Origin of the sequence: Shewanella fidelis ATCC BAA-318 (genome assembly GCF_000518605.1) — a bacterium.
GTDB lineage: Bacteria > Pseudomonadota > Gammaproteobacteria > Enterobacterales > Shewanellaceae > Shewanella > Shewanella fidelis.
Window position 1 is genome coordinate 107585 of record NZ_JADX01000014.1, and the last position, 21341, is coordinate 128925.

The following is a 21341-nucleotide window of genomic DNA, read 5'->3' on the forward strand; positions in this document are numbered from 1 at the left end:
CAAATCAGTTCAAAGGAGAGAACCGTGAAATTACTTACCGTCGCAGGGACATGCACCGCATTAGCCTCAGTCACTCACCTGATGATTATAGTTGGAGGTGGCAACTGGTATCGTTTCTTTGGCGCAGGCGAACAAATGGCGACAATGCAAGAACAAGGTTCATCTTACCCTGCAATGGTAACATTCGTCATCGCTTGTATTCTGGCTTTATGGAGTTTATATGCATTCTCTGGCGCAAAACTCATTGCCAAACTGCCCTTTACCAAATCTGTATTAACTATCATAAGCTTAATATTTCTAGCCCGAGGCTTATTAGCTATTCCTGTTGTTATACTGGCAGACTCACCTTATATGGCAGAACTAGCAAGTAACATGGATTTTATGATTATATCCTCGCTAATTTGCCTAATAATCGGCAGCTGCTACGCACTAGGCACCTATCAATTAATGCGTGAAGTAAATAGTTGATAAGCAGCATGAACCCGTTCACTTTTGCGTTACATTAGAATATGTTGAATGACTAACAAAGACTACGTCAACCAAGAGCTGCAAAAACACAAAACATAACAATAGAAGGATAATGTTACATGGAGTTTATCGAGCCCTACAAAATTACCGTATTAGTACTCGGGTTAAGCGGAATTTTATTTTGGTTGCAACTGGTTATCGTTGATATATTAGGGATTAAAGCTAAGCACACTCCAGGGTTTGCCATTGCGCAAGATCATCAGCAACTGCTGTTTAGAGCAAATCGAACACTGGCTAATAGTAATGAAAGCGTTGGTATTTTATTATTACTGGTGACATTCGCCATACTCTCTAATGCCAATCCAACTTGGTTAAATAATGCAGCAATGGCGTATTTTATCGGCCGAGCCAGCCATATGCTATTTTACTATTTCAATATAAAACTAATGCGCAGTATTGCTTTTGCTGTGAGTTTAATTGCATTACTGCTGATGTTTATTGCAGGTTTAATGAGTTACAGCTAAAACAGGCCCTTAAACAAGTGATAGATTAAAGCTTATTAAAATCTCTATCGAGCAAGGCGTCGAGTAATAATTCACCTTGCTCATTAACCCTAAACTCGCCGTATTTAGCCCATTCAAAACGTTCAGCCTGCCCCTCTTCGAAGAAAAATGCATTGCTGGCAAACTTTATCCTGTTATTACGCAGTCGGTACTGGATCTTAATGAATTCATTATTATCAATTGAGGTATTTGAAGCAGGTTTATCATCAACTGCAACTAAGCTCGCCACTTGATTATTATCAAGGCTTACCTTTATAAAACCCGCCTTATTATTGCTTTGCATTAGCTTTGAAATATCAGCGGCTATTGCGTAGTTCAGCACCATATAGTCCCCTTGCATTAACGACCGCGGGTCTATCGGAGCCAAGGTTAACCGCACAACCTTGCCATTGGCTAAATGCTGCTCTTTCTGAAAAATATCCCAATTAACCAACACCAGCAGAACTAACACTGTGGCGACAACAAGGTAAATTGGCCACATAACGGTTAGCTTACTGTTTTTAATATTGCGCTTGGTCATACTGTTACCTAGTTCTGAAGAGTTCTTGTGCACCATTTACACAGTTTTTTCATTGTTGTGGGGCATTTTTGTTAGCGCCCATTTTACCAACAATAACACCACGCCTAGGGCAACTAACCCTATAGACTTGTCTAACAAAGGCTGTTGTAAGCTGTAATAATACCAACTGATGAAGCTAAAAACCCCGATAACTCCTAAGGTAAACAACAGTTTTTCTGCCACATAAAATCCGACAATTAAGATTAACAATGCAGTTAGTAACCCCTTCATTTCAATAGACAATAATGCCACTAGCGCCAGCGCTATTAAGCAAAAAAGGCCTTGTTTGCTCAAGAATGGGATCTCAAGGGATTTAAGAATATGGTAGATCACAACTCCGGCAATCAATAAAGCAGAAACAACAGCGATGATATTTGAATTGGACGACACAGTAGTTAATTCACTGATCCGCTCAAAATCACTGTGTTGCATTAACAGCGGAATTTGCACTAGCACTAAGCATACGGCTAGCATGTAACCTAACCCATGCAATTTTGCAAAGTGGCGGTTAAATTTGCCTAAGTTAAGCCATATTGCACTGTAGGCAACGCAAAGAACTGGCGCAACAAACTCAAGCCAATCCAGTTCATAAGCAATCGCGGCACCACAGACTAATAACAAGAAGCTGACAATGACTTGATGGCTATAATGCTCAATGACAAGCCAATTGATAAAGAGTATTAGCGCCACACAAAAATGCCAATAAACACCGGTATTGGGCTCAAACCACGCGGTTAAACCGTAAGCTAAAGACATTAAGCCACACAAATTAATAGATAATGCCAGTTGATTAGCAAACAACTGTGAATGCACATTAGTGCGGTAAATCATTATCGCTATCAGGTTATAAATAACACCTATGACAAACGCAAAGCCTGTATCCAGTTCGTCATATACAAGACCAAAGAAGGTAATGGTAAACCCCAAAATAAACAATGATGCAATCCAAGCCCCCACTGACTGCATAAATTGGATATACCAAGGGCTTTTCACCTCAGTCTCAATAGTTGCTGAGGGCTCATACCTTTCCACATTCACTTTTGACTCTGTAGCTAAAACACTGCTCTGCCGCTCTATGTTAATAAGTTCATCATTAGCTAACTTAGTCCATAGCGCGGCTTCAGCTTGCTGTTCTGGCTGACTAAATCGTCCTTGCAAAAGCGTATTTAGCATGATGCTTGCGCTCCTTTACTGAAGACTTTATGACGCTGCTTAAGCCACAGCGTTATACCCGTTGTGGAACCTATAATGCTGAACCCAACCAAAAAGAACATGGAAACTAAATCACTACTCTCCACAGCCACTCGAATAAATAGGCAATTAACCACTGTCACTAAGCTGTAGCCACCAATTGCAAGAGGGAAAATATCTTTTAGTTTATAGTTATAAAGCAAATAACCCAGACAGATTAATGCTGTATAAACAATAAGCCACAAGCCTGTAGCTTCATCAAACAGTGCTTCTATTGACAACATGGTAATGGCAGCGAGCGCAGCTAATATGGTCAGTTGCTGCAATAGCGGTAGATTAAATCTGGCTTTCAATACTAAGTCTGTTGTAAAAAATCGACCGTTAAGCAGGCAACAAGCGAGATGTAAACAGAGGTTAAGCGCAAATAACACGGCCACCATAGTCGATGAGCCAAACAACAGCTCCATCGAACCTGGAAAAGTTTGAAAGTACAGCACTAGCGCTAAGTTAACTAATCCTGCCAGCAGCAACCATAACAACTCATTACCAGACACAAATGCCAGCGGCAAAATAAACAGTGACCAAATAGCAAACAACTGCCAAGGATCTGCTCCAGTTTGATAGGTTTGACCAACCAAGGCTAACAAACTACCAATAATTAATGCCGATATAAGTAATATTGCATTAGCCGAGGTAAACCCAAAACCATGATGATCTCCTGCGCGTATCGCTCGACGACGCACAATGACATAAGCGGTTATAGAACACAGCAGTAGGATTTCTACCAAGGCAAAACGTGCAAACGCTCCCATGGTTTGCCAATTGGCTGCGACAAAAAACACAATACCAGAGCCGAGTAGTAATCCTCCGAGCCAATTGAGTAATAAGCTTATCAGCGCAGACCATTGGTTAGCCGTTGCAATATTGGTTTGTGACTCTTGCGCCGTTTCTAGTGCTTTAGGTAAACAATCTTCAGTTATCAGTCCTTGCTCAAACCAGCGTAATACTGTCGATTTTAAATTTTTCACAGGTTACATCCGTTAACTATCAGCATATTACAGCGAATTATCCTAATAGTACCTGCTAGCGTGCTACGAACAAAGGCAAATAATACCTATAATCCCCCCAACTCGATTGTTGCAAGCTGAATTCAATTGTGAACGTCACCTAAAACGCAAAAGGATACACTAGGTACCCTTTTCGTTTACGCGCCACAATATGGTTTTATCTGTAATTAGTCTTCTACTGGCACACTGGCTAAGTTATCTTCAGCCCCTTGCTCTACCTTTGCATTTTGTTGCTCTTCAGTTTTCAACCAAGTCATGAATAACTCGTACCAAATTGCCAAAACAACTGCGCCAAGGAAAAGCCCTATGATCCCAGCCGTCAGCATGCCACCAATGGCACCGATAAGAATAACCGGCATAGGCACATCAACGCCGCGCCCCATCAACATTGGCTTTAACACACTATCAGACACACCTGCCACCAATACCCAAACGGTAAAAATAGTGGCAGGTGTGGAGTCATGAGTTGAAAACACATAAAAAATCAGCGGTAATACTACGATTAACGGTGGTAACTGAGCGATCCCTAGAATAAAAATAATAAAGGTAAATAACCCTGCAGCAGGAATGCTAAAAGTAAATAACGCAGAACCGATCAAGATCGACTGAATAAATGCCACACCAACAACACCGAGTAATACGCTACGAATGGTTGCAGCGGTTAAGCTCGCCCACTCTTCACCATGGCTACCCGCAACCTTTACAGCAACTGTTTTAACTGCGGCAGCGGACTTTTCAGCGTGGGCCATAAAGCCACCGGCTATAGCCAGAGAAATAATAAACATCACCAAGGTGCCTAAACTACTGCCAAGCATTGCTGCTGAAGCTGTCACTGCTGATTTAATTTGTGGCAGAAAATGCATAACGGCTTTTTCAAGATTGGTGGCAAACAGCGCCCACACTTCATATAACTGTCCACCGACTAGCGGGATATCGGCGATTTTCTGAGTGGGGCCGGGAATATCTACCTCACCCGATTGAAGTACTTCAATGGAGTGCGAGATACCTTCAAATATTGAACTGGTAACAATCCAAAACGGTGCGATTAGCAAAGTGATCCCAGCAAAAGCGAGTATGGTTGCAGCCAATCCTCGCCGGCCTTTCAACGCTCGCTCAAGTTTTTGTGTCATAGGCATTAGCGCAACCGCAATAATCGCTCCCCACAGCACAGGAATAACAAATGGCTTAATAATATCAAACGTCCACACAACCAGTATAAAAAGTAAGCCAATTCGTATCGCCGACTCCATCATATTATTGATGAACAATTTGCTTTGATTATGTTGCATCGGGTTTTCCATAGTACTCTTCCTATTGGGTTTCCTTTTGAGCCAGTCCTGCGCTCACCAAACTTGCAACGACAATTGCCATATAAAATACACCGGCAATTGCCTCCATATAAACTGCGACTTGAGCGAAAGGCGTATTGGGGCTGATATCACCATAACCAAGGGTTGTCAGGGTGACAAAACTAAAATACGCCATTTGCGAAAAATTCTGCCCCCATGCACTCTGTTCTATTCCGCTAAAAGCATTAGGAGAAAGTGCCAAAATAAGCAGATACACCAATGCCCACATCAATCCTAGTAATAGAAATAAAGCTATAGAACCAACGATTTTGTTACCATTGACCGAACCTGAAAACAAAATCTGCCTTGCAATGGATCTGAAGGTACCCCAAAAAAAGGCAAACATCAGCCCAAGCATTAATAGGTCAATATGGGCAATATCTGTGTAGCGTTTAAGCACTGCTGCAATCAACCAGATCACTATGAGTGCCTGCATAAAGCGCTTCCAACTTTTATCGATCCCGAGACTGACCACGCAAACTAAAAAGGTCGCTGCAATTGTCCCTTCTAGAAATGTTTCAAGCATGCCATCTGCGACAGATTTTACTAACGATGCACTGAGCAGCAGAACCACAAGCGCTGCTGTCATATAGTAAAAGTTATTCTGTTTAGTGATCTTTCTTTGCAACAACTGGCTCCTTGCTTGTTTTATGCAGATAGCAATCAATAACTTCTGCGCGAATGCTTCCAATACAATAGCTTAGTTTATCGCCAACTGCTGATTTTTTTAACTATTATGAGTAAAACTGCACTACCAAAACAATCAAACTGTTGCCGAAAAAAATAACCCGCAACAAGGTTGCGGGTTACTCTGGCTATACGATAGCGATAATTGACAAATCAATCTCGCTGCAAAGCGATTATCGGATCTAACTTAGCTGCTTTATTTGCTGGGTATAAGCCAAAACCTACGCCGATTGTCATGCAAACACCAAGTGACAATAAAATCGCAAACGGTGACCAAGCGACTGGCCAACCGGCAGCTGATGAAATCACTAACGCCAGCAATAATCCGACGCCAATACCGATAATGCCTCCCGTTGCCGAAATAGCGATACTCTCAATTAAAAACTGACGTGCTATATCTTTACGTTTTGCGCCTAACGCTCTCAGTAGGCCAATTTCGCCTGTACGCTCTAATATGGTAGCGAGCATGATATTCATAATGCCAATGCCCCCCACCAAGAGAGAAATACCCGCAACACAGGCCATAACAATATTAAAGATCTGTTGTGTCTTTTGATGCTGAGCCAGTAAATCCGCGGGGACTACGACATCGAAGTCTTTTTCACCGCCATGACGGCGGTTAAGCAAATGCTGTAAACTTTTCGCAGCCAACGACGGCTCTACACCATCTGCAAGTGCCAATTTAAATGCATCTAACTCACTCTCCAAACTAGCAAACTGCATTTTCTTTAGCGCTGTAGTCAGTGGAATAAATACTTGGTTGCGTTCGCCCCCCAGTTTAACTCCTTGAATAGTTGATTTACTGCCCTCTTTTTCAGATAACACACCCACAACGGTAAACCATTGATGGTTAACTTTAATCAAGCTATTAATTGCGCCACCTTGGGGAAACAAACTTCTAGCAGCCTCAGGGCCTAGCACGGCAACTTGCTGATAATAAAGTTCATCGCTATCAAGTAATGTGCGCCCCTCACCTAAGGGTAAAGAGCTCAACTCGAAATAACTTGGCGTCACTCCGACAACTTGTGCATCACTGCGCCCTTTTAAACTAAACAAGCTAAACACTTTAACGTTTTTCTCTGCGCTCCAGTTTTCAACAAACGGTAAAGTATCGCGAGCACTTTCAATATCCCTGAGACTCAAGCCAATACTATGTTCTCGAATTGACTTTAACGCCTCTCCATCTGCAGGGCGATCGTTGACCACTAGGTTTTTAACCCCCATAGACTCAATCATCTTCAATGCTTCTCGCTCTGCGCCTTCACCCACACTGAGCATAGCAATAACCGCCCCTACACCAAAAATCATTCCTAGTAAGGTAAGTGAGGTACGTAACTTATGATGACGCATCTCATCAAAAGCCTGCTTAATTCCTTCCCAGTACACCCCTATCGTTCGCTTAGATTGTTGAGTATTAGTCTTCTGCGCAATTGCTTGGCTTAAGTCCACAGCCTTGGTGTTTCTGGTCATACACGATTCCTTTTAGGCGGTGTAGTTAATGCTATGGTGTCGCCTTGCTGTAACCCTTCAGTAATAACGGTACGATTAAGACTACGATTACCTAATTTAACGTTTTGTTTTTTAAAACCTGCGGAGGTTTTTAAATATACCCAATACTCGCCCGACTTTTGAAACAATGCTTGATTTGGCACTGTAATAACATCATGTAGATCAAGTGCGTGCACCATGGCGTTCACTTGTCGTCCCGGCTGCATAATGTCAACCATGGTTTTATCTAAGCTGACGGTAATTTGAAAGTAATTAACTGGGCTATCTTGCTGTTTGGCTTTAGCTAACGCATCAAGTTGGATAAGCTCACCTGTAAGTGCAAGCTCTGGATAAGCATCAAGATAAAGCGTTACCGGCTTTCCTACAGCTAAGCCCAATGCCTCAGACTCAAGCACATATAATTTTGCCTGCATCTTTGAAGTATCTGGTAATAAGCCGATAGCCATGCCAGACCACATCATATCGCCAGCAACGGGTAACGCACCGTTCCAACCAGGCTGAGCGACAAATAAGCCATCGTGAGGTGCGACTATCTCCATCTGTTTGAGGTTACTTGAATAACGGTTTATTTTCGCTTTATGACCCTGCTGCTTAAGCTTAATAAGCTCTTGCTCCGCAGCAGCTTGAGACCCATGTTGATCTAGCCCCCAGCCATAGAAGTCCATTTTAGCTTCAAGATAATCTTGGTTACGCATCTGATCGATAATATCAATCTTGGTATACACCCGCTCATCTTCACTGAAAAACCTGTCAGCAAGCTCTTGCTCTTCGGCAGTCAACTTAGTATCGGTATTCAAGGTCTTATCAATGGTTTTGTCTTTTTGTGACTGGATCTGACTGTCTAAACCAAGCCTATCGTAATCTAGCTCTTCCATTTCTAAACGAAAGCTTTCACGGGTACCGTCCATTCTAGCAACGACATCGCCAGCCTTTACGCTACTAAAGTTATCCATTATCCATGCAAGCGACTGTGGTCCTCGTAAACCCATAGGTACATTGACTGTGGTGGAATTACTGGCCTCTAGTTCACCTGTTGCCGGTATATCAACTTTAAAGTCAGAACGATTGACATCGATTGTCAGCACGCCATCACTCGAAGGATCACTGCAGGCCGTCATCAACAATATTGCACAAGCAAACAGCCATGAGCGAGATAACAGCCATGAGGGTGAGCCAAGCTTAGTGCTAGCAACATAGCTTGAACTCTGTCTGCGACGATAAAACTTAAACAAATTCATCATGGTAACAGCACCTCATCTCCGACCGCTAAACCCGAGCTAATTACAGCCTGCTCTTTGCCCATAGCCCCTAAGACAACAGAATGCTTGCTATCACTAAATAATCCGGGCTTTAGCACATATGCTTTGCCTCTATCGTAATGTACTGCATCTAACGACAGTAGCAGCTCGGGCGTTTGGTTTGCGATATCAATGCTAATCTTTGCTGTCATACCTGGGCGCATCAACTCAGTATCGACTTGGTCAATACTGGCTACCGCATCAAAAATAACTAAAGGAACATCTTGATTTTTAATACGAAATACTGCTCCCAACTCGGTGATTTTGCCATTAAAGGTTTTATCTGGGTTAGCATCTAAACGGATCTTTAGCGCTTGCCCCACCTTGACTCGGCCAGCTTCAACTTCGGGAATCGTCATGTTGACTTGCATATGCTGCAGATCAGGTATGCTGAGTACTGAGTCACCAACAAAAATATTCTGCCCTTCCGCTAACTTATTACCTTGTTGGTCGTTACCATAAACCACCATGCCATCACGCGGTGCGATAAGGGTTAATGACTTAATACCTTTTTTTAACGCTGCCACTTCAGCAGCAAACTTTTGCTGATCACCAGCTAGCATTTTCATTCGTTGCTCAGCGCTGCGGATCTCCAAATCAATTTTTTGATTAATTAACTTCACTCTATCTTTAGCAATGACCGCATCACGCAGGTATTTTTGCTGATCTATAACAGATACTGTTTCATCAGAAATATCGACCTTCATCTGGCTTTTTTCCTGAGTCATTTTCGCTTCAGCTAGCTCAAGTTTTAGCTCTTGTAACTTTTTGGCATTGCGCAGTTTTGAAGTTTCAATATCTTGGATTGTGGTCGCTAAATTAGCGGACTTCCCTGCGAGCCTTTGGGTTAAGGTTGATGTATCGAGCTGTGCCACTTTATCACCCTTTTTTACTTCAACGCCCTCAGGAGCTAACATTTTGACTTGATACTGCCAAACTCTACGTAAAGCTGGCGGCTTTAGGCTAGTAGTATTGGCTGAAACCAATTCTCCCGTGACCTCAATTTGCTGTTCAAGGATCCCTGACTCAACTTTTGTCAACGCCTTATCAGAACATCCAGTGAGCATTAATGTGATACTGCAGGCGATGATGGTTAATTTATTCATGATGAATGGCCCTCGGTTTCAACAAGCACACTCATGCCGGGAATAATTTCAACTTGCTGATTATTTTCAAACTTAATCGAAACTTTAAACCAGTTACTATCTCCCCATGCAGGCTGCTTACGCGCTTGACGGCTTATATCTTCGATACTGCCACTGAGTTGAATATCCGCTTGTGAGTCAAGCCGTAAATGTACTGGTTCACCAATTGTCAGCCGATCTACATCGACTTCATTAACCCAAGCGACCACTTCTAAATCGTTCAGCGCCGGAATATTAGCGACCTGTCGTCCAATTTGGATATTATCTCCGACCGAATACTTTTTATCGCTCCAAGGATCACGACCATATAAAACCGGACCAGCAATTTCTGCTCGTAACTCTAACTGCTCAATCCCTGATAACGCTTGAGTGAGCTCTAACTGAGCACGTTTTTTATCAATCGCTAATTGCGCAAGCGTTGCTACTGTTTTGTCTTCAACCTCAGATAAAGCTTGTTGTTTCTTAGTCAATTCTGAAGCGGCTTTTAACTGCTCGAATTGATTATCGGCATAGTCTTTAGCAGCAATAAACTCCGCCGGAATGGCTGCATCTAACTGCGCTTTCTCTAACTCAAGCTTGGCTTGTTTAAGGTCAAATTTTGCTTGTAACAGTTGGGCATTTAACTCAATAGATTGGCTTTGTTCTTGCGCGGTCACCCGTAAAAGTGTGCCTTCTAATTGCTCAATACGGTTGTCAATCTCACTTTTATCGAAAATAACCACAACTTGCTCTGGCTTGACTAACGTGCCTTCGGGGATCATCCATTGGATCTGATAACGCCAAGCATCACCAGCCTTAGGAACCAGAAAGGTTTGTGATACAACAGATGCGACTTGCCCAGTGAGCAACAGTGGCATTAACACAGGCTTATCTGCTGTTAAATGTTGTATTGGGGCTGTTGCAACTTGCTCTGTCGCTGCTGCAAATGACGGCGTTATCGCACTAACCAGTGAAGCCAAAGATAACGAAAGCAATACTGGCGAAGTAGACCTTAAATTAAGCCGCATTCTCACCTCGCTCTTCTATTTCAACAATATCGCCATCACGCATACGAATAATTCGTTGAGCATAAGCGGCGACCTCTTCTTCATGGGTCACTAAAATGATGGTTTGACCTGCTTTATGTAACTCAGTAAACAGCGCCATGATCTCTACTGAAGTCTTACTGTCTAGCGCACCTGTAGGTTCGTCGGCGAGTAGAATCGCTGGGCGATTAACTAACGAGCGCGCAATCGCAACCCGTTGCCTTTGACCACCTGATAATTGGTTCGGACGATGATCATGTCGAGAGCCTAAACCGACCCGATCTAATAATTCATGGGCGTAGGCAGGATCTTGATTAGGCTCAGCTGAATATCGCAGTGGCAACAATACATTCTGCAAAGCTGATAACCGCGGCAACAGATGAAAACTTTGAAACACAAAGCCAATCTCTTTATTGCGAACAGCAGATAATGCATCATCATCTAATTCTGCGACCTGTTGTTCATTGAGGCAATAACTGCCTGAAGTCGGCTTATCTAAGCAGCCAATAATATTCATTAACGTTGATTTGCCTGAACCGGAAGGCCCCATAATGGCAACAAACTCATTTCTGGCAATCGTAAAGCTCACTCCGTTGAGGGCTTTTACGCAACTATCACCCATTGGATATTCTTTGGCTAATTCATGGACTGTGATCATAACGGACTCATATAGCAAAGGCTCAAATAGCTAAAGGGTTACTAACCCCTCGCCAAGACAGATAGCGATATCATAACGCTAAGAACAAGACGGTTTAGCAACTGCTCTGCAAAATTTTGTAAATATTCGTAATACTAATGTATTAGACAGCAAATTTTAAAACATGTTACTTAAACACTTTTCAATTAAGGGCGAGTTGTTGACGTTATCATGTCAGCATGGGGATTAAGGTTGAGAATAAGGTATGACATTGCAGCTCCTTGCTATGCTTGTTCAGTTCCATTTGAATCGCTATATACGCTTGACTTAAGTCTGCAGTTAAATAGCTTTGGGGTTTATTATTTTTATAACTAACTACAGCTAATAAGTATGAGTTGCTCTGTATTTTAGCCGTATTTGAATTAACATCTGCAACACAAGCTAACGCTAACTTACATAAAAAACAACCTATTAACTAAATGAATATAATTCACTTTTCAATCCATGAATACTGGCATAGCTTGATTGAGTGTTGATTAAAAACCTAAGTCAAATTCCGCCAGCGAGTAAACCCAATGCAGTAAAAACGGCAATCAGTGCAAACAATAGCCAATGGAATAAACGTTTAAATGAAACCCAGGCATCACTGATAAAAACAATATAAAGCTGCCAGATTGCAAATAAACCAAAATTCAATCCTATAAAAATCAGCATACCGAAACTTTGCATTTCAGCGATTGCGGCAAAGGCGCAGGCAAATAATACAAAAGTAGATAGCAACAAAAACACCGAAACATAATGAAAAGCACAACGCAAAACGACTTTTGCGATGGGGTCAAAATCAGCTTGCATCATGGTCACTAAATACTGCTTCCGAGCGTATGTTAAGTGGACAATGCTTGCCACTAACGCTATACAGCCTGCAATCAGCAAGTAAAAGTTCATCACCTATCTCCTATTTATCAACAGCAGTGAGAAAATTATGCCTACGCTTTTGTATCCGGAATGCACATCTGAAGCTTGCCTAATACCAATTAGTACAAAGATTTGGTCGCTCAGCGAGAGTTTAGCGGCACTGAGACAAGGCAACGAGTGAAGAGCATAGTGATTCTACGTTCAAGCTTGTTAACGCAGGATCAGAGCCGCTAAAACTCGCCATTCTGGAGCGTTTTTGGCTGCCTACTTCTGCGTTGAATAACTTCACAAGGGAACAACCATTCTTTCAATTATTCGCCTTGAATTAGTTTGCCAAAAGCGCTCTGAGTAGATCAACTTCTTATACTAATTGGTATAAAGCACTAGCACAAACCAAGATAAGCATAAACAAGCCCTCATTGAACTCTGCGACAGCAGAGTAGTAGACAGGGCAATTAGGCAGATTATTACAAAGAGATTTAATACTAGCCGTTACAGCGTGAGGATAGTCAAAAAAACTTAAATCAATAAATATAAAAGCAGCTAAAGAGGCTGCTTTTATATTCATTCTATTACACAAACTACTTCGGTTTAAAAACCGCACACAATATTACATTGTCGCCATTGTCCAGTAATCAAGACGCTTTTCTGGTTGCGCGATAATGGTTTTACATTTTTCTTTATATTTACCCATTAACGGTCCAAGGGCGTTACTGTTAGGCATAGACGCTTTATGTTGTTCTAAAGCTTGACTAACGGCTGCTGAGACTTGCGCTTCAGTTTGATACTTTGAAGCAATTTCGACTGCTTGCTGACCAGATTGCTTTAAACGCTCTCCTACAGCTTGCATTTGCGGTGCATTCATTGCTGAAATAGCATCAGAAGCAATTTGGTAATATGCTGCACATTCAGCAAGTTCCTTGGTAAACGCTTCTTCCGCCTCGCCAGCAAAGCTGTTGAAAGACAAAGTACTGACACTCAGTACCATTACTACGAGTTTTTTCTTAGCAAGCATTTAATCAACTCCTGTAATTTTGTTGCTATTATCTCTTTCTACTTTAGTTCTCTCTGAATATCAAGATTGTGCGGGCTTTATGAATTTACTATTCAAACGCTTAGCAAATATAAAAGTCAGCGTTAACAACATCCCTAAAAAAACCAAGGTTCCCTTTAGTATAGAGCTACAGTAAACACTGCAGCTCAACTAATAGGGTTATTGCACTGCCTCTTGGTAGCTGGCAAGCTTCTGCTTTAGCCCTTGCTTAACGTCAGGCCATTCTGTGTCAATTATTGAATAGACAACCGTGTCTCTAATGGTGCCATTTTTAAGAATTTGATGATTACGTAAAATGCCGTCTTGAGTAGCACCTATTCGGCATAACGCTTCTCGCGAGGCTTGGTTTTGAATATGAGTTCTAAACTCAACAGCCATGACATCCAAAGTTTCAAAGGCATAACTTAAGATGAGTAGCTTAGCTTCAGTGTTTACCGCGGTGCGCTGCGCACTTTTAGCATACCAGGTATAGCCTACCTCTAAACGTCGATGCTGTTGCTGCCAACGACAAATTCGAGTGCTACCAATCACCTCTCCGGAGTGACGACAGCGCACGGCAAATGCAAGTGCTTCACCTCGCGCTTCGGCTTCCATCGCCGTCATGATATAGGCTTTCATATCATCAGGGTGTGGCACCTTGGTGTACCATAGCTCCCATAAGTTTCCATCTGCGACAGCAATACTTAATGCGGCTTGATGTTCTAGGGTCAGCGGCTCAAGTACGATATGTTCGCCAACTAAGTTGGCGTCTTTTTGTTCTACTTTCAACACAACCTCCTGTCTAATGCTGGTCTAATTAGATTTTAACTAGCTTATTTTATCTTTGTTATTAACTAGCTTTGACAATACATACTCTAAGCTAACTTAAACAAGAATTTGTTATAAATAGCGAGCGAAGCTCATACCATCTTTAAGGTTTTTTGTTGGTGCGTTAACAACTGGTGTACCTAAATACAGAAAGCCAACTATTTGATCATGCTCGGTTAAACCCAACGCTTGATGAACATTACCATCAAAGGCCAGATCACCAGTGCGCCAAATTCCGCCTAGGCCTTGTGCAAATGCCGCTTGTTGCATGGCCATCACCGCACAGCCAGCAGCTAAATGTTGTTCGATTGCAGGAACCTTTGGGTGGGGTTGTACTTTAGCAACAACGGTGATCACCATTGGCGCTCGCAGCGGCATGTTACTCACTTTAGTAATAAAATCAGGATCTGCGCCTTTTTGCTTTACTGCATCGACAAAAATTTGCCCTAAACGTGACAAGCCTTCCCCCTCAGCAATAATAAACTCCCAAGGAGTTAAGCCAGCATGATCCGGCGCGCGGGTCGCAGCATCAACTATGTGTTGCAACTGCTGCTTTGAGGGCGCTGGGTTGGTGAGCCGAGGAGTCGATTGTCGAGTCAATAATAATTCTAATGCGTCCAACTGATTGTCCTTAATAAACATGTTACGAAAAAAGAATTACTCACGTACGCCGTCAGAATATCAAGTGCACAAAAAAAATCCCACCTATTTAGTGGGATTTAATCAAATTTAATATTATCAACAAATAACTTAGTTAACTTGTGAGACCATTGCGCTTAGCAATATAATAATCGACACTGGTATAGCGACCTCCACCGACAAAAATAAGCGCTAACAACATAAATAAGTAGGTTATCGCAAACTCAATACCATTGTTTAAAATCACCAAATTACCCGAACTCGTTAACCACTCATAGTTGCCATGTATTTGTAAGATCTCTTTGGCTTTTGCTAGTTTCTCAGCAGAGGCCAGTACCTGTTCATTGGCTAACCAAGAGCTTGGATCGGCAATTGCCAACCAGCCATTTTGAATATGTACGCTAAAAGCAGCAACAAACATAGTGAACGCCAGTGGTATCGCTACCAGACGTGTACCTAAACCTATGATCAGCAATGCGCCACCGAAAAACTCTGTGCCAGCGGCAAGTGCTACCATCAGTTCAGGAAATGGTAAGCCTAGGCCCCAATCTGGATTACCAAACCATGCCGCAGTATCACTGAAGTTTGACAGTTTATTATATCCAGCTTGCATCAGTACCGGCGCTAAATATAACCTAAGTGCTAACGGTGCAAGCCCCTCTATGACCTTAAGTCCATTCAAAAACTGCTGATAAAGTTTAACTAGTTGCATCTCGCTCCCTCTTTGCTTGAAAACTCAGACCAAAGATAGCAATCCATCTGCTGTGTTTATCTGAGTCAGTGACAAGTACCTTGAAAAGAAAGACCTAGGTAAGCCATAGTTTATTGCATTAAAACAAAATTTAGATTACTCACTATCTTCACTCAGCTCGATTAAATCTTGTTGTAACGCAGCCATTTTGTTTAAAAAGTATCGCTTTTGCTTGGTACTCGCCTGTTCATTTAATAATATCAGTAGCTGACCAAATTGCGCTGTGTTGTCATCTAGCGCCTGTTTATAAGCCTTTGAACGCAGTTTATCTGGCTCAGTTAGTAACACGGTGAGGCTATGGGAAAGTGCCTTTTCATTTTGTCTGTTCTTAAGAGCCTGCACCAAGAGACGGGTCCATTCATGTCGATACTCTAACCACATATCGAGTGTCGAGCCTCGCGCTAAATTGTATTGATGAATTGCCTCTTTTTGCTCTTTAGACAAAGTCCCAAGCCACTTTTTTATCCGTTTATTAATGCGCTCGTCAGCCATTTCAACTAGTTCAGCCTGAGTTTTTCCTAGATATTTTTCATTTAGCTCTTGCTCATCAGTTTTTAGTTGGGCAATCACTTCAGCGACTTGTTCATCGGAGAATGAAGCGACAATTGGTAATAGTGAAGGCAATAAATAATCAAAAGTACGTGACCAGTGTTTTTTTGCTTCATCTACATGCTCAGCCCAAACGGCAGGCGTCATCGATTGCTGTTGTAGTGCCGAGGATAACTTAGCCAGTTGTTGTTCATATCTCGGCAGTTCTTCACTTCTATGCCAAAGCAAAAACTGCTGCAAAGCATCATCAAACAGCACTTGCTGCTCGGAGTTTAGTGTCACATATTGTTCGAGTTTCCACTCAATCGCCCAATCTAAAAAGTAGTAACTCATTTTTGTTGAACACGCTACCAGACCAAATATCAACAAAATGGCTATTACGAGTTTTCTCATTAGCCCTCCAGAGATTTACTATTTTATCTGCTTCTTAACCTAGCATAGAACAGTACAAATAAAGCGCACAGATACAAATTGTTGTAATGATCGACTCAGAGCATTTTTGGGCGAAGGCGAATAAACGAAAGAATGCTTGCCCCAATGTGCGGTTAATCAACGCAGCAATTGACAGCCAACAACATGTCAAATGACGATAAAATAGATATCTTGATTGATATAAGGGTTAGATTTCAGTTTATATATTGTGGGATATCAAACAAAGCCGCTAAAAGCGGCTTGTTTGAAATGCTATAGCTAGATGCCAATTCAAGTTGTTAAGCCTGACTTATCAGCGTTAAATATCGCTGCGCACAGGCTAAGTATTCTTCAGCAGAATTTAGCTTATCCGTATTAATATTAACGCCCTGCTCATTAACTAAGTGATCAAATACCATTTGTAGTGCCCAACAAACAGCAAATACCCAATACAGATCCACTGCCGCATCGACACAATGAAGCGCAAGATGATTAAGATTCACATTGCTGGTTAAATACTGCTGAATAAGCCACTGACACTGAATTTTTGACAACGAATGACTCGCTAACACCGCAGCCAAATCACATAGAGGATGAGAGCTACAAGCATATTCAAAGTCAATACAGTTGAGTTTATTGTCCACCAGCAAAATATTAAATGGATTAAGATCTCTATGACTATATTGCTGACGGATCAGGCAGCTATTTAAGCGCTGCAGCATATGTTCAACCTGTACTGATTTAGCGTTCAGCTGTTCATAGACCTGTTGCCAACTTTTGAGTAAAGATAATTGCCGCTTTTGTATTGAGACATTGTTAGCCACTCTCTGAGTATGGCAAATAACAGCATCATGTACGTGACTTGCCCCGTTGACAATTTTTACCTGCATTGCTTGAAGTCGTTGAAGATAAGTACGCCACTGCTTGTCAACAGACATCTTGTTGTCAGGCTCTGGTAACTTAGATAAACCATTTAAAAGCGTGAGTAGCAAACGTTCTGCTGAGCAATCTAGCATTAACGCATGTTGACCTTGCGGTTTAGGTTGTTGAGCTGCGATACCTTGGTCTTTTAACCCCACGAAGTCAGCAGCATTTTCAGCGCTAAATATACTCCAATCCATTTGTGGCTGCGGATAAAACTGGCTGACATAAAATTGGTTGCATGGACTAATATAAACCATTTTCGGTGCTAAACCTGCCGCAGCGGCGACTTGCCAATTCGCAACTTCAGCATTGCGGTCACAAATTTGTGAGCTTGCCCAGCTGTTAACCCTCAGCACCCACTGCCCTTCGCCTTCATGGCTTGGATGAGTGCCGCGTACATAGAAATTTTGATTACTTAAGCCATTGTTTAGCGGCGCTATCTCGCTCAATTGCGTTAGCTGTGCTTGCCTTAAGTAACTCGCTAGCAATGCTCGGGATCCTGTGCCACTCAATTAGGCAACTCCGAGGATAAACTATTATTTTGTAGTGATTGCTGATCTTCCATTTTATTGCGCCACATATAATAGCCAAACACTACCATACCAAGATAAAGCACAAATAACACAGCTGTTAACATTAAGCCCTTACTAACATATAAATAGATTGAAACTGCATCAATCACGAACCAATAAAACCAGTTTTCTAACACTTTTTTTGCGACCAAATAGGTCGTCATTACGGCAAAACAAGTGGTTGCAGCATCTAAATACGGCAGTGATGCATGGGTTTGGGTTGCCATAAAATGACCAATCGCTAACGCGATTAATCCTGTAATCACAATGATCTTAAGGTGAGTCATTGCACTCCAAGAGACAATATTCACCCCCTCATGTTCTTTGCCACCTCGTGTCCACATCCAATAACCGTATATAGCCATTGCCATATAGTAGACATTAAGCAGCGACTCCATTAATAGTGCAACATTCCAAAACAAAACCGTGTATATCGCAGTGCTAATAAATGCAGCAGGCCAACACCAAATGCTACCTTTCATTGCAAAAACTAAATAGGCTATAGCCAATAAGACCGCTACGGCCTCCCAAGCAGTAAGCGCTTGTGCCTCACCTAGAGCTGTTGTGATGCTATTGACTATCGATAACCAAAACTCGGACATAAGCAACGCCTTGTGTTTAACCTAAAGCTTAGGCCAATTAACCACTAAACTAAAAGTGGCCACTATGCATACCAGAATAAGGCTTAAAGCAGAGTGGCCATGCTTTGATATCGTATTTATTCGCTATGGCTTAAATTCAGCTCACCACCAATAAACTTACATACAAAAACTGCTTTACCGAACTTTTCATGAGCAGCTTGCATCTCAGTTGCCAGCATTGACATTACATCGCTATATTCGCCAACAACCTGAGTCGCCATGGCATTGGTGACACGTTGAATATTGTCATAGCTATCAACACGAGCAATAAACCATTTAATTGGATCTAGGTAGTTATCTTGTAAAGGATAACAACTGATCTCTGCTGTTAATTTCATAGTAAACCTCAGCCACTTTCAGGTGGCATAAAAAATAGTGTTTAATAACACCGGAGAACAAATAATTGTGTAAAAAAGTTATCTATTTATAAAAACTTAACGTTAAACGTGACACCAATTTGACGCGGATCACCATAGCGAATGTACTGCTTATCAGCCCAGTCTAGATCCGGCTCATTACCAAAGTAGAAGCCGCGGACGCCATACTGTTCATCAAATAAATTACGTCCCCAAAGGTAGGCCGACCAGATATCAGCTTCATAGCCAATTTTGGCATTAAATATATGGTAAGCATCTGATTTAGACTCGTTACTATCTGAGTAATAAAAGTCACTCTTACCGCTGGCGTTAACATTGGCAAACCAGCCGTTATCGCTGCGATAAGTGGCACCTAAACTAAAGGTAAAGTTAGGCGAATGAGCAAGCTCTCGACCGGAAAGGTCAACAATGCCACCATACTTATCTTCATATTGGTAGTCACCGTAAGCTGTCTCTAACCAACCAACACTGCCGTAAAGCTGTAAGTTATCAGTGGCGTACCAATTGCCATCAAGCTCTGCGCCATAGTTATGCGAACTACCGGCATTTTCGGTAAACAGAATAAAGTTACCTTCTTCACCTGGCACTGTTGACTGTTGCGATGCTGCGACTTGTTGATCTTGTCTATCCATAAAGAAAATCGCTAGATTAGTATTCGCAGCACCATCTAGCCAAGTCGATTTAAGGCCAATTTCGTAGTTATAAAGGATCTCAGTGTCATATTCTTTTTTATCGGCAAGTTCTACTGGTAGCGACATATTAAAACCACCTGCCTTGTAACCACGAGCAACGCGAATATAAGACTCATGTTCATCGCTTAACGCTTTGCTTAGGGCAATATGACCGCCCCACATGGTTTCACTTGGTTCGAATGCATCGCCGGCTGAGTCGCTGTAGTCACTGTCACGACGCTCTACGCGCAAGCCAACAGATAGTGCATAGTTAGCACCTAGATCAGAATCTAACTGGCCAAATAACGCATAGTTTTTCGCCCGATACTCTGCAGTCAATTGGCTGTAGCTATCCACAGTATGGTTATCTTCTTGCAGATCCATACCATAAATACCGACTAACCAATCAGTACTGTCAGCGAAGATCCGTCCCGCTTCAGTTGAAGATAATCTAAATTCTTGAGTAATGGTTTTTCTTTCGCCCTGCTTATCCCAGTTATATTCATACTCGCAAGGCGCACCATCACAGTCTCGACTGCCCCAATAATCAGGGTTTGCCCAGTCACCATCATAGTTATGGCGGGTATCTGATTGCGCAAATGACGTCAACGATGTTACTTGGAATGAATCGGCACCAGTATAGGTAAACTTAAGCGATGAACCTGTGGTTTTTTGCTTATCTTCACCCGGTGCATCAGTTAAGGTATCGAAACCGTTATTATCTAAAGTCCAAACATCATAGCCGTTGTCATAATTGGCATGCAGCACGGTTAAATCTATCTCTAAATCATCCGTGGCGTACCAACGCAATTTTGCGCGACCAGTAAACTCATCACGGTTATTAGTATCACTGCGCCCAAGATATAGATTGTCTCGATAACCATCTTGTTGATGCTGTTGTAGCGACACTCGATACAGCAAGTTACCCGAACCGGTGACAGGTCCCGAACTAAAACCACTAAAGGTTTTTAAGTTATCGTCGCCGAATGAGACTTCAGCGCCATGTTCAAATACATCGGTCGGATCATTACTTTTTAAGTAGATAAGCCCTGCGAGCGCATTCGCACCATATCGGGTTCCTTGCGGGCCTCTTAGTACTTCAACTTGCTGTAAGTCATACATACTTGATGCCATACCTAAACCAGATAGATCGATGTCATCTACCACAAAGCCAACAGAAGAGTTAGGTGCCCCTTGATATTCCTCTTGTTCTCCGACACCACGGATCTGAAAATATTTAGGCCGCGAACTACCACCAGACCAGTTAAAGTTAGCTATGGTATTGAGAATGTCTTCAAAGTGCTGTGCACCTTGGTCTTCAATTTGCTGCTGATCAATAACCGTCACGCTTGACGGCATTTTTTCTAAGGCTGAACCGCGAAAATCGGAAGTAACCACCATGACTTCGATTTCATCATTTAATGGTGTACTCGATTGTGCAAATGCATTGGGAGCAGAGACAGCCGCAATAACAGCCAGCGCAACAGGTGAATAAGATTTATAGTTAAACATAGGACCTCAAAGTAAATTTT

At 42.1% G+C, this 21341-nt stretch carries 22 protein-coding genes; 2 read left to right on the top strand and 20 right to left on the bottom strand.

Features of this window, described 5'->3' with window-relative positions:
- Positions 1-24 precede the first annotated feature (24 nt).
- Complete coding sequence (locus L884_RS0107660) at positions 25-468, top strand: hypothetical protein (protein WP_245603085.1); 444 nt, start codon at positions 25-27, stop codon at positions 466-468.
- A 119-nt stretch (positions 469-587) separates the two neighbouring features.
- Complete coding sequence (locus tag L884_RS0107665) at positions 588-992, top strand: MAPEG family protein (RefSeq protein WP_028766945.1); 405 nt, start codon at positions 588-590, stop codon at positions 990-992.
- Positions 993-1017: 25 nt separating this feature from the next.
- Here the strand turns inward: L884_RS0107665 and L884_RS0107670 are convergent, their stop codons facing one another.
- From L884_RS0107670 to L884_RS0107770, 20 genes are all read right to left on the bottom strand, one after another.
- The gene (locus L884_RS0107670) at positions 1018-1551 is read right to left on the bottom strand and encodes a GDYXXLXY domain-containing protein (protein ID WP_169731782.1); all 534 of its coding nucleotides are present in this window, start codon (positions 1549-1551) and stop codon (positions 1018-1020) included.
- A 36-nt stretch (positions 1552-1587) separates the two neighbouring features.
- Positions 1588-2763 (bottom strand): DUF4401 domain-containing protein, encoded by a 1176-nt coding sequence (locus L884_RS21865; RefSeq protein WP_051435570.1) that lies wholly within the window; start codon positions 2761-2763, stop codon positions 1588-1590.
- Positions 2757-3809 carry a DUF2157 domain-containing protein gene (locus L884_RS0107680; protein WP_028766947.1) on the bottom strand — a complete coding sequence of 351 codons (1053 nt, stop codon included), beginning with the start codon at positions 3807-3809 and terminating at the stop codon, positions 2757-2759. The genes L884_RS21865 and L884_RS0107680 overlap by 7 nt, the downstream gene beginning before the upstream one ends.
- A gap of 206 nt (positions 3810-4015) precedes the next feature.
- Positions 4016-5149, bottom strand: a complete 1134-nt coding sequence (locus L884_RS0107685; protein ID WP_028766948.1) for an AI-2E family transporter — start codon at positions 5147-5149, stop codon at positions 4016-4018.
- Positions 5150-5159: 10 nt separating this feature from the next.
- A complete protein-coding gene (locus L884_RS0107690) occupies positions 5160-5825 on the bottom strand; it encodes a potassium channel family protein (protein WP_245603086.1) in 666 nt (221 codons plus the stop codon).
- A 212-nt stretch (positions 5826-6037) separates the two neighbouring features.
- Positions 6038-7234, bottom strand: coding sequence for an ABC transporter permease (locus tag L884_RS0107695; RefSeq protein ID WP_156925671.1), 1197 nt, complete (start codon positions 7232-7234; stop codon positions 6038-6040).
- A gap of 116 nt (positions 7235-7350) precedes the next feature.
- Complete coding sequence (locus tag L884_RS0107700; RefSeq protein WP_051435585.1) at positions 7351-8511, bottom strand: efflux RND transporter periplasmic adaptor subunit; 1161 nt, start codon at positions 8509-8511, stop codon at positions 7351-7353.
- Between the two features lie 119 nt (positions 8512-8630).
- The gene (locus L884_RS0107705) at positions 8631-9797 is read right to left on the bottom strand and encodes an efflux RND transporter periplasmic adaptor subunit (protein WP_051435571.1); all 1167 of its coding nucleotides are present in this window, start codon (positions 9795-9797) and stop codon (positions 8631-8633) included.
- Positions 9794-10843 (bottom strand): HlyD family secretion protein, encoded by a 1050-nt coding sequence (locus tag L884_RS0107710; protein ID WP_028766953.1) that lies wholly within the window; start codon positions 10841-10843, stop codon positions 9794-9796. The genes L884_RS0107705 and L884_RS0107710 overlap by 4 nt, the downstream gene beginning before the upstream one ends.
- Positions 10833-11519, bottom strand: coding sequence for an ABC transporter ATP-binding protein (locus L884_RS0107715; protein ID WP_028766954.1), 687 nt, complete (start codon positions 11517-11519; stop codon positions 10833-10835). The genes L884_RS0107710 and L884_RS0107715 overlap by 11 nt, the downstream gene beginning before the upstream one ends.
- Before the next feature lie 528 nt (positions 11520-12047).
- Positions 12048-12359 carry a hypothetical protein gene (locus L884_RS0107720; protein ID WP_245603087.1) on the bottom strand — a complete coding sequence of 104 codons (312 nt, stop codon included), beginning with the start codon at positions 12357-12359 and terminating at the stop codon, positions 12048-12050.
- 664 nt (positions 12360-13023) lie between these two features.
- Positions 13024-13428 carry a hypothetical protein gene (locus L884_RS0107730; protein ID WP_028766957.1) on the bottom strand — a complete coding sequence of 135 codons (405 nt, stop codon included), beginning with the start codon at positions 13426-13428 and terminating at the stop codon, positions 13024-13026.
- 198 nt (positions 13429-13626) lie between these two features.
- Entirely contained in the window at positions 13627-14235 is a 609-nt protein-coding gene (locus L884_RS0107735; protein WP_037410568.1) for a GNAT family N-acetyltransferase, read from the bottom strand.
- A gap of 111 nt (positions 14236-14346) precedes the next feature.
- Complete coding sequence (locus L884_RS0107740; protein ID WP_028766959.1) at positions 14347-14895, bottom strand: NAD(P)H nitroreductase; 549 nt, start codon at positions 14893-14895, stop codon at positions 14347-14349.
- A 133-nt stretch (positions 14896-15028) separates the two neighbouring features.
- Positions 15029-15625 (bottom strand): HvfX family Cu-binding RiPP maturation protein, encoded by a 597-nt coding sequence (locus L884_RS0107745; protein WP_028766960.1) that lies wholly within the window; start codon positions 15623-15625, stop codon positions 15029-15031.
- 135 nt (positions 15626-15760) lie between these two features.
- Entirely contained in the window at positions 15761-16606 is an 846-nt protein-coding gene (locus L884_RS0107750; protein ID WP_028766961.1) for a DUF6279 family lipoprotein, read from the bottom strand.
- A 317-nt stretch (positions 16607-16923) separates the two neighbouring features.
- A complete protein-coding gene (locus L884_RS21870) occupies positions 16924-18060 on the bottom strand; it encodes a phosphotransferase (RefSeq protein ID WP_084221413.1) in 1137 nt (378 codons plus the stop codon).
- Complete coding sequence (gene pnuC, locus L884_RS0107760) at positions 18057-18722, bottom strand: nicotinamide riboside transporter PnuC (protein WP_028766962.1); 666 nt, start codon at positions 18720-18722, stop codon at positions 18057-18059. Before pnuC ends, L884_RS21870 begins: the two co-directional genes overlap by 4 nt.
- Before the next feature lie 116 nt (positions 18723-18838).
- Positions 18839-19099 carry a YkoF family thiamine/hydroxymethylpyrimidine-binding protein gene (locus tag L884_RS0107765; protein WP_028766963.1) on the bottom strand — a complete coding sequence of 87 codons (261 nt, stop codon included), beginning with the start codon at positions 19097-19099 and terminating at the stop codon, positions 18839-18841.
- Positions 19100-19185: 86 nt separating this feature from the next.
- On the bottom strand, positions 19186-21321 hold the full coding sequence (locus L884_RS0107770) for a TonB-dependent receptor (protein WP_028766964.1): 2136 nt from the start codon (positions 21319-21321) through the stop codon (positions 19186-19188).
- Positions 21322-21341: the final 20 nt, after the last annotated feature.